Here is a 2,438-nt window from a genome sequence, read left to right on the forward strand (position 1 = left end):
GGGCGGAGGCTTTGTTACAACCTACAGTGATATTACTGAGCGTATCGAAGCCCAAAAACAGCTACAAAAAGTTAATCAGGAGCTGGAGCAACGCGTTGACGAGCGAACACAACAGTTATTATCCGCCAAACAGGCGGAAGAAAGAGCTCATGAAAGTAAGTCCCGATTTTTTGCAGCGGTAAGCCACGACTTAATGCAGCCTTTTAATGCCGCCAGTTTGTTTTGTGAAATGCTGCAGTCTCGACTACCACAGGACTACCTGCCACTAGCCTCAAATATACAACGGTCATTAGAACACGCCGAAGAGTTGCTTACCATGCTGCTCGATATGACTAAACTGGATGCAGGAAACCTGCAACCCGACTACCAGTGCTTTTCTATTGATCAGGCGCTACAACCTCTCGTTGAACGTTATCAAATGATGGCGAAAGAAAAGCAACTGCAACTGAACTACCACAAAAGCTCTGGCTTGGTAAAAACGGATAGAAAACTACTGACCCGCATTGTGCAGAACCTGCTGTCTAACGCCTTACGTTATACCGAGCAAGGCCGTATTGTGTTGGGCTTTCGCCGTCGCAAAGATAAACTTACCATCTGCATTGTTGATACAGGCGCGGGCATTCCTGAGCATAAACAACAAGAGATATTCCGCGAGTTTCATCAGCTGCAATCCAGTGGCGACAACCCGGGACTTGGGCTTGGTCTTTCTATCGTTGAACGTATGTGCCGGCTGTTGAAAATTGAGTTAAGCCTGTCTTCAACGCCCGGACAAGGCACAGCTTTTAGCCTAACCCTGCCTGTTGTAGGATGGGAGAAAGAAGCTCAACCTATGGTTATTCAAAACTATTCCGTTGATGAGAAGTTATTACAGGGTATGAAGGTACTGGTTATTGATAATGACCCACAGGTTCTGGTTGCTACCGCGGGTCTTCTAACTGACTGGGGCGCACAAACCTTCACGGCGGCCGATATCAAACAAGCTAAAATGCAACCACCCTGTGAACTGATTCTGGCCGATTATCATCTCGACGACGGTCATACCGGAATTGAACTTGTTTGGGCTATGCGAAAAGCCTGGAGTGCTGATACCCCGGCGATTATCAATTCAGCTGACCCCGATGAACAACTCAGAGAGCAAGCGTTAGAAGCCAACGCTTACTTTATTCCAAAACCTCTAAAAAGTGGGGCTTTAAAGCGTTTACTCAAGCGTATCCGACGTGTCTAGCATTTCTCGGAACATAATGCCGGCCTGGGTGCGGTTTACACAGTTTAATTTGCGCAAAATTGCGGAAGCGTGTTGTTTAATCGTGGTTTCCTGCACGCCCAGTTCATAGGCTATTTGCTTGTTCAGCAAACCGTCGGCAATGCACTGTAAAACCTTAAATTGCTGCGGTGTTAGCTGCTCAAGCTTATTAGCAAATTCACTCATCTCTTCGTCAGGCTCTGCTAAATTCATGCTTAACATCGACTCCGGTAGCCAGTTATCGCCCGACAACACTGTTGTTACAGCCGTCTGCCATTCGGGTAAAGGAACAGATTTTGGAATATAGCCACTGGCACCCAGCGCCATTGCCTGGCGTATAACACGAGTGTCTTCATTTGCAGAAACAATAACGACCAGAATATCCGGAAATTGGCTGCGTAAAACAGACAGTCCGGTTAAGCCCCGATTACCCGGCATTGAGAGGTCAAGAAACACCAGTTCAATTTGAGGAAACTGCTTTAACTGCTGTTCTAACTGAGAAAAACTTGAAGCTTCAATAATGTCGCTATCTAAACTATCACTTAATGCCTGCTTCATTGCCGCCCGAAAAAGCGGATGATCATCAGCAATAATTGCTCTGGCCATAGTTCCTGCTGAATTCAACTGTGAGTTAATGACCATGCTAGCGACTTAAAAGAAAAAAGCCAGCGTTACCGCTTTATGCAGCAACGCCGGCCGGGGGGTTAAAAACGATAACCGACAGACAAAGATACGGTCCGCGGATCACCGTAGTAGCCAGTCACAATGTTTTCGCCAAAGGTTGAGCCAAAGTTGTAGCCCGATACGCGATATTCCTCATCAAATACGTTCTTGGCATGCAAGCCGACCGTCCACTGACTTGAGTTTGAGTACCAAACAACACTGGTATTAGTCAGACTATAAGCCTCTTCATCTAATGGTGATGGGACTTCAAAAATCTGTGTGTCATCGCGATAAGAGACATTCGTTGACCAAACCAAAGAGCCACTTTCAAGTGCAAACTCTTTTGTGAAACCAAGGTTGGCAGTCACTTTCGGTGTATTCTGGAAAGACCACAAATCAGACACGTCTTCAACTTGTTGCGTTTCCGGATTAAAGAACGCTACGGAATCGAATTCCGCATCGATATACCCGAGTGAGCCGTTGAAGTTTAATGTTGGAGTAGCCGCAAAAGTGGACTCAATCTCAAACCCTT

At 46.3% G+C, this 2,438-nt stretch carries 2 protein-coding genes and 1 pseudogene; 1 reads left to right on the forward strand and 2 read right to left on the reverse strand.

The features are described 5' to 3' along the window. Positions 1-1,225 (forward strand): ATP-binding response regulator (locus B3180_RS06690; RefSeq protein ID WP_286843675.1); only part of this gene is annotated, 1,225 nt, incomplete at its 5' end. Here the strand turns inward: B3180_RS06690 and B3180_RS06695 are convergent. Then, entirely contained in the window at positions 1,199-1,849 is a 651-nt protein-coding gene (locus tag B3180_RS06695; protein WP_222235765.1) for a response regulator transcription factor, read from the reverse strand. The two genes, B3180_RS06690 and B3180_RS06695, sit on opposite strands and share 27 nt — an antisense overlap. 98 nt (positions 1,850-1,947) lie before the next feature. Further along, a pseudogene (locus B3180_RS06700) lies at positions 1,948-2,438 on the reverse strand (TonB-dependent receptor); the annotation flags it as partial.

The sequence above is a fragment of the Idiomarina sp. UBA4206 genome (assembly GCF_002383015.1).
GTDB classification, from domain to species: domain Bacteria; phylum Pseudomonadota; class Gammaproteobacteria; order Enterobacterales; family Alteromonadaceae; genus Idiomarina; species Idiomarina abyssalis.